This window comes from Streptococcus sp. GMD4S, from assembly GCF_000296955.1.
This window is the reverse complement of the sequence record NZ_AJRE01000080.1, coordinates 1-6,696: the sequence shown is the minus strand read 5'-3', so window position 1 is coordinate 6,696 and position 6,696 is coordinate 1. Positions and strand designations below refer to the sequence as shown.

Annotated in this window: 9 protein-coding genes; all 9 read left to right on the top strand. The window is 40.3% G+C overall.

The window, feature by feature from the left end; all coding sequences use genetic code 11:
• The first annotated feature begins 13 nt into the window (after positions 1-13).
• The gene (locus GMD4S_RS06580; RefSeq protein ID WP_000136994.1) at positions 14-481 is read left to right on the top strand and encodes a deoxycytidylate deaminase; all 468 of its coding nucleotides are present in this window, start codon (positions 14-16) and stop codon (positions 479-481) included.
• Positions 482-569: 88 nt separating this feature from the next.
• The gene (gene upp / locus GMD4S_RS06575; protein WP_000515974.1) at positions 570-1,199 is read left to right on the top strand and encodes a uracil phosphoribosyltransferase; all 630 of its coding nucleotides are present in this window, start codon (positions 570-572) and stop codon (positions 1,197-1,199) included.
• A gap of 179 nt (positions 1,200-1,378) precedes the next feature.
• On the top strand, positions 1,379-1,969 hold the full coding sequence (gene clpP, locus GMD4S_RS06570) for an ATP-dependent Clp protease proteolytic subunit ClpP (RefSeq protein ID WP_000613467.1): 591 nt from the start codon (positions 1,379-1,381) through the stop codon (positions 1,967-1,969).
• A 78-nt stretch (positions 1,970-2,047) separates the two neighbouring features.
• On the top strand, positions 2,048-2,317 hold the full coding sequence (locus GMD4S_RS06565) for a YlbG family protein (RefSeq protein ID WP_000462104.1): 270 nt from the start codon (positions 2,048-2,050) through the stop codon (positions 2,315-2,317).
• An 88-nt stretch (positions 2,318-2,405) separates the two neighbouring features.
• On the top strand, positions 2,406-3,566 hold the full coding sequence (locus GMD4S_RS06560; RefSeq protein WP_000726128.1) for an ABC transporter substrate-binding protein: 1,161 nt from the start codon (positions 2,406-2,408) through the stop codon (positions 3,564-3,566).
• Between the two features lie 119 nt (positions 3,567-3,685).
• Complete coding sequence (locus GMD4S_RS06555; protein WP_000941413.1) at positions 3,686-4,555, top strand: branched-chain amino acid ABC transporter permease; 870 nt, start codon at positions 3,686-3,688, stop codon at positions 4,553-4,555.
• A gap of 3 nt (positions 4,556-4,558) precedes the next feature.
• On the top strand, positions 4,559-5,515 hold the full coding sequence (locus GMD4S_RS06550; protein WP_000856249.1) for a branched-chain amino acid ABC transporter permease: 957 nt from the start codon (positions 4,559-4,561) through the stop codon (positions 5,513-5,515).
• Positions 5,515-6,279, top strand: a complete 765-nt coding sequence (locus GMD4S_RS06545) for an ABC transporter ATP-binding protein (protein WP_001186014.1) — start codon at positions 5,515-5,517, stop codon at positions 6,277-6,279. The genes GMD4S_RS06550 and GMD4S_RS06545 overlap by 1 nt, the downstream gene beginning before the upstream one ends.
• On the top strand, positions 6,279-6,696 hold a 418-nt coding region (locus GMD4S_RS06540), incomplete at its 3' end, for an ABC transporter ATP-binding protein (RefSeq protein WP_000062203.1). The genes GMD4S_RS06545 and GMD4S_RS06540, both read left to right, overlap by 1 nt.

Sequence of the window (6,696 nt, the reverse complement as noted above, 5' to 3'; positions counted from 1 at the left end):
AAGGAGAAGACTTATGACAGAAAAAAGACTGGCTTGGGATGAGTACTTTGCAGCCCAGGCTTTACTGATTGCCAATCGTTCGACCTGCAAACGTGCCAAGGTGGGAGCTGTCTTAGTCAAAGACAATAAAGTCATTTCAACTGGCTATAATGGTTCCGTATCAGGAACGGAGCACTGTATTGACCACGAATGTCTGGTCATTGAAGGTCACTGTGTTCGAACCCTTCACGCCGAGGTTAATGCTATTCTCCAAGGGGCTGAGCGAGGGGTTCCCAGAGGATTTACAGCCTATGTGACCCATTTCCCTTGTCTGAACTGCACCAAACAACTGCTTCAAGTTGGTTGCAAGCGCGTGGTTTATATCAACCAGTACCGAATGGATGACTATGCCCAGTACCTTTATCAAGAAAAAGGCACCGAGTTAACCCATTTACCATTAGAGACTGTTCAGACAGCTCTTCAAGAGGCAGATTTGATTTAAAAATTAATAAAAATAAATGGTTTAGAAAGCTTTTTAAACCGTTTTTTGATATAATAAGAAGAATAAATTGAAAGAAGGAACTCAGAAAATGGGAAAAATTGAAGTCATTAATCATCCACTCATTCAACACAAATTGTCAATCTTGCGACGTACAGATACTTCTACAAAAGCTTTTCGTGAACTAGTAGATGAGATTGCAATGTTGATGGGATATGAAGTACTTCGTGATCTTCCACTTGAAGATGTGGAAATCGAAACACCTATCACAAAGACCGTTCAAAAACAATTGGCTGGTAAAAAATTGGCGATTGTCCCAATCTTGCGTGCAGGTATCGGCATGGTAGATGGCCTCTTGAGCTTGGTTCCAGCAGCCAAAGTTGGTCATATCGGTATGTACCGTGATGAAGAAACCCTTCAACCAGTTGAATACTTGGTGAAATTGCCTGAGGATATTGACCAACGTCAAATCTTTGTCGTTGATCCAATGTTGGCAACGGGTGGTTCAGCTATCTTGGCTGTTGACTCCCTTAAAAAACGTGGCGCATCAAATATCAAGTTTGTCTGCCTAGTATCTGCTCCAGAAGGAGTGAAAGCTCTTCAAGAAGCTCACCCAGATGTAGAAATTTTTACAGCAGCCTTGGATGAACGCTTGAACGAACACGGTTATATCGTTCCAGGTCTTGGAGATGCTGGAGACCGCTTGTTCGGTACTAAATAAAATCCCAAAGTAAATAGTGAAACTAGAAGTTCGTTTTTGACTTGAAAGGAGGTTGAGTTTTTGTTTCTGTTTAGAGAATAGAGCAAAAATTTGACCTTTTTTGACCAAAAAGATATAATAGTTCTGTATTGAGTCGTAAGACTAAGAAAATTCAACATAAAACATAAAAGGAGAAATGAATGATTCCTGTAGTTATTGAACAAACAAGCCGTGGAGAACGTTCCTATGATATTTACTCTCGTCTTCTGAAAGACCGCATCATCATGCTAACAGGTCCAGTTGAAGACAACATGGCCAACTCCGTTATTGCTCAGTTGCTCTTCTTGGATGCCCAAGATAGCACAAAAGATATTTACCTTTATGTCAACACACCTGGAGGATCTGTTTCAGCTGGTTTGGCAATCGTTGATACTATGAACTTTATCAAAGCGGATGTCCAAACTATCGTTATGGGGATGGCTGCATCTATGGGGACTGTTATTGCATCAAGTGGCGCAAAAGGCAAACGTTTCATGCTTCCAAATGCGGAGTACATGATTCACCAACCAATGGGTGGAACAGGTGGTGGTACCCAACAAACCGATATGGCAATCGCTGCAGAGCACTTGCTCAAAACTCGTAAGACTTTGGAGCAAATCCTTGCAGATAACTCTGGTAAATCAGTCGAGCAAATTCATGCAGATGCAGAACGTGATTACTGGATGAGTGCCCAAGAAACACTTGAATATGGCTTTATTGATGAAATCATGGCCAATAATTCTTTAAGCTAAGCAACCTAGAAAGTAAACTCGACGGAGTTTGCTTTTTTTGATATAATAGGAGAAGATTTCTTAGAAAGAGGATTCCTCATGTTTGAAAAAACAAATCGATCAGGATTAATCATCTATCTCTACTATAATCGAGATGCAAAAAAAATTCAGGAATACGGTGATATCTGTTACCACTCTAAAAAACATCGTTACTTGCAACTCTATGTTTCAACTGAGGAGCTAGATGACTTAGTTGAGAGATTAGGTAAGGAAAGATATATCAAGAAAATTAGACGTTGCCATATTCAAGAGCTAGAACCCCCCTTCGTTGGGAATCTCTATCGGACTGAAGAAAACGTTATCATTTAAAAAAGTTAAACAAATACATTGACAATTTTCTGATAATTCGGTATATTCTTAACATACAATTTTTGAAACAACTATAAGGAGATTAAAAATGAAGAAAAAATTTGCCCTATCTTTTGTGGCTCTTGCTAGTGTGGCTCTTCTTGCTGCCTGTGGAGAGGTCAAGTCAGGAGCGTCAAACACAACTGGAAATCCAGTAGACGAAAAAACAATTAAAATCGGTTTTAACTTTGAAGAGACAGGTGCTGTGGCAGCTTACGGTACAGCTGAACAAAAAGGTGCCCAACTTGCCGTAGACGAAATCAATGCTGCAGGTGGAATTGATGGGAAACAAATCGAAGTTGTAGACAAAGACAACAAGTCAGAAACTGCTGAAGCAGCTTCTGTTACAACAAACCTTGTTACCCAATCAAAAGTAGCAGCTATTGTAGGACCTGCGACATCTGGTGCAACTGCTGCAGCTGTAGCTAACGCTACTAAAGCTGGAGTGCCATTGATTTCACCAAGTGCTACTCAAGACGGTTTGACTAAAGGTCAAGATTACCTATTTATTGGAACATTCCAAGATAGCTTCCAAGGGAAGATTATTTCTAATTATGTAACAAACAAATTGAATGCTAAGAAGGTTGTTCTTTATACTGACAACGCTAGTGACTATGCAAAAGGTATTGCTAAATCTTTCCGCGAAGCCTACAAGGGTGAGATTGTAGCAGATGAAACGTTTGTAGCAGGTGATACTGACTTCCAAGCAGCCCTTACTAAAATGAAAGACAAAGAGTTTGACGCTATCGTAGTTCCAGGTTACTACACAGAAGCTGGTAAAATTGTAAACCAAGCTCGTGGTATGGGAATTGATAAACCAATCATTGGTGGTGATGGATTTAACGGTGAAGAATTTGTTCAACAAGCAACTGCTGAAAGAGCATCAAACATTTACTTCATCTCTGGATTCTCAACTACAGTTGATGTTTCTGCAAAAGCTAAAGCTTTCCTTGAAGCATACCGTGCTAAATACAATGAAGAGCCTTCAACATTCTCAGCTTTGGCCTATGACTCAGTTTACCTAGTAGCAAATGCTGCAAAAGGTGCTAAAAACTCAGGTGAGATCAAGGACAACCTTGCTAAAACCAAAGATTTTGATGGTGTAACTGGTCAAACAAGCTTTGATGCTGACCACAATACTGTGAAAACTGCTTACATGATGACCATGAACAATGGTAAAGTTGAAGAAGCAGAAGTTGTAAAACCATAACATTAGAATAGTAATTGAAATGGGGAATGAGCCTTTGACTCACTCCCTGTTTCGGTGTTTATGAACTTGTGAAAATAATGAAATTTTCTAAAAAATAAGGATAGAAAAGAGTGAATGCTATGCTCCAACAACTTGTGAATGGTCTAATTCTGGGTAGTGTTTATGCACTTTTGGCTCTGGGTTATACCATGGTTTATGGAATTATCAAACTCATCAACTTCGCCCACGGTGATATTTATATGATGGGTGCCTTTATTGGTTACTTTTTGATTAATTCTTTCCAAATGGATTTCTTTTTAGCTTTAATTATTTCAATGGCAGGGACCGCACTACTTGGTGTTGTGATTGAGTTTCTTGCCTACCGTCCTTTACGACACTCTACACGTATTGCTGTATTGATTACTGCCATCGGAGTGTCTTTCCTACTGGAATACGGAATGGTTTATCTAGTAGGCGCCAATACTCGTGCCTTCCCTCAAGCAATTGAAACAGTTCGCTTTGACTTGGGACCAATTAGCTTGACAAATGTTCAATTGATGATTTTAGCAGTTTCTGTACTCTTGATGGTTTTATTGCAATTGATCGTCCAAAAAACAAAAATGGGGAAAGCCATGCGTGCGGTATCAGTTGATAGTGACGCAGCTCAATTGATGGGAATTAATGTAAATCGTACAATCAGCTTTACCTTTGCTTTGGGTTCAGCCCTTGCTGGTGCAGCAGGAGTCCTCATTGCCCTTTACTACAACTCTCTTGAACCTTTGATGGGTGTGACTCCAGGTCTAAAATCATTCGTTGCGGCCGTACTCGGTGGTATCGGGATTATTCCTGGTGCAGCTCTAGGAGGATTTGTGATTGGCTTGTTGGAAACATTTGCTACTGCCTTTGGTATGTCTGATTTCCGTGATGCTATCGTGTATGGAATCTTGCTTTTGATTCTGATTGTTCGACCTGCAGGTATCCTTGGTAAGAATGTGAAAGAGAAGGTGTAAACAATGAAGACAAATCTTAAAATAAATATTCTCTGGTTATTCCTTCTGTTAGCGGGTTATGGATTGATTAGTGTACTGGTTTCTGCTGGTGTTCTCAATCTATTCCATGTACAAATTTTAGAACAAATTGGGATTAATATCATCCTTGCAGTAGGTTTGAACTTAATCGTTGGTTTTTCAGGACAATTTTCACTCGGTCATGCAGGTTTTATGGCGATTGGGGCTTATGCAGCAGCGATTATTGGTTCAAAATCACCAACCTATGGTGCCTTCTTTGGAGCGATGGTTTTGGGTGCCTTGATTTCTGGTGCAGTCGCTTTGCTCGTTGGGATCCCAACACTCCGTTTGAAGGGTGACTACCTGGCAGTTGCGACACTAGGTGTTTCAGAAATCATTCGTATCTTTATCATTAATGGTGGCAGTTTGACCAACGGTGCTGCTGGTATCTTGGGTATTCCAAACTTTACTAACTGGCAAATGGTTTATCTATTTGTGGTGATCACAACTATTGCAACTCTCAACTTCTTACGTAGTCCAATTGGACGCTCTACTCTATCTGTTCGTGAGGATGAGATTGCTGCAGAATCCGTTGGGGTAAACACCACAAAGATCAAGATTATCGCTTTTGTCTTTGGAGCCATTACAGCAAGTATTGCTGGTTCACTTCAGGCTGGTTTTATCGGATCTGTTGTCCCAAAAGATTACACCTTTATTAATTCCATCAATGTGTTGATTATCGTTGTATTTGGTGGACTTGGATCGATTACTGGTACCATCGTTTCAGCGATTGTTTTAGGAATTTTAAATATGCTCCTTCAGGATGTAGCAAGCGTACGTATGATTATCTACGCTTTGGCTCTTGTATTGGTCATGATTTTCAGACCAGGTGGACTTCTTGGGACATGGGAATTGAGTCTATCACGTTTCTTTAAAAAATCGAAGAAGGAGGGACAAAACTAATGGCATTACTTGAAGTTAAACAGTTAACCAAACATTTTGGCGGTCTAACAGCTGTTGGAGATGTCACTCTTGAATTGAACGAGGGAGAATTGGTTGGTCTGATTGGACCAAACGGAGCTGGTAAAACAACCCTTTTCAATCTCTTGACCGGTGTTTATGAACCAAGCGAAGGTACTGTGACACTAGATGGTCACCTCCTAAATGGGAAAACTCCCTATAAGATTGCTTCACTTGGTCTCAGTCGTACTTTCCAAAATATTCGTTTGTTCAAGGACTTGACAGTTTTGGAGAATGTTTTGATTGCATTTAGCAATCATCATAAACAACATGTCCTTGCGAGCTTCCTACGCCTACCAGCTTTTTATAAGAATGAGGAAGAATTAAAAAGCAAAGCTTTGGACTTGTTGAAGATCTTTGATTTGGATGGTGACGCAGATACTCTTGCCAAGAATCTGGCTTATGGTCAACAACGTCGATTAGAAATCGTTCGTGCTCTGGCAACTGAACCTAAGATCCTCTTTTTGGACGAACCTGCAGCTGGTATGAATCCACAAGAAACAGCTGAATTGACAGAATTGATCCGTCGTATCAAAGATGAATTTAAAATTACCATCATGCTTATCGAACATGACATGAATTTGGTTATGGAAGTCACTGAGCGTATCTATGTTCTTGAATATGGTCGGTTGATTGCTCATGGGACTCCGGATGAGATCAAGAACAACAAACGTGTTATCGAAGCTTATCTAGGAGGTGAAGCCTAATGTCTATGTTAAAAGTTGAAAACCTCTCTGTGCATTATGGTATGATCCAAGCAGTTCGTGATGTAAGTTTCGAGGTTAATGAAGGTGAAGTTGTTTCCCTTATCGGTGCCAATGGTGCCGGTAAAACAACCATTCTTCGTACCCTTTCAGGTTTGGTTCGTCCAAGTGCTGGTAAAATTGAGTTTTTGGGAAAAGAAATTCAAAAGTTGCCTGCACAAAAAATCGTGGCAGGTGGCCTTTCACAAGTCCCTGAGGGACGCCATGTTTTCCCAGGTTTGACTGTTATGGAAAACTTAGAAATGGGAGCCTTTTTAAAGAAAAATCGTGAAGAAAATCAAGCTAACTTGAAAAAAGTTTTCTCACGCTTCCCACGTCTTGAAGAGCGTAAAAACCAAGATGCGGCAACTCTTTCAGGTG

What these genes read in the sequence shown, in the direction of transcription:
- GMD4S_RS06545 (WP_001186014.1), top strand. Translation starts at nt 5,515, where the DNA reads ATGGCATTACTTGAAGTTAAACAGTTAACCAAACATTTTGGCGGTCTA.
- upp (WP_000515974.1), top strand. Translation starts at nt 570, where the DNA reads ATGGGAAAAATTGAAGTCATTAATCATCCACTCATTCAACACAAATTG.
- GMD4S_RS06555 (WP_000941413.1), top strand. Translation starts at nt 3,686, where the DNA reads ATGCTCCAACAACTTGTGAATGGTCTAATTCTGGGTAGTGTTTATGCA.
- GMD4S_RS06580 (WP_000136994.1), top strand. Translation starts at nt 14, where the DNA reads ATGACAGAAAAAAGACTGGCTTGGGATGAGTACTTTGCAGCCCAGGCT.
- GMD4S_RS06550 (WP_000856249.1), top strand. Translation starts at nt 4,559, where the DNA reads ATGAAGACAAATCTTAAAATAAATATTCTCTGGTTATTCCTTCTGTTA.
- clpP (WP_000613467.1), top strand. Translation starts at nt 1,379, where the DNA reads ATGATTCCTGTAGTTATTGAACAAACAAGCCGTGGAGAACGTTCCTAT.
- GMD4S_RS06560 (WP_000726128.1), top strand. Translation starts at nt 2,406, where the DNA reads ATGAAGAAAAAATTTGCCCTATCTTTTGTGGCTCTTGCTAGTGTGGCT.
- GMD4S_RS06565 (WP_000462104.1), top strand. Translation starts at nt 2,048, where the DNA reads ATGTTTGAAAAAACAAATCGATCAGGATTAATCATCTATCTCTACTAT.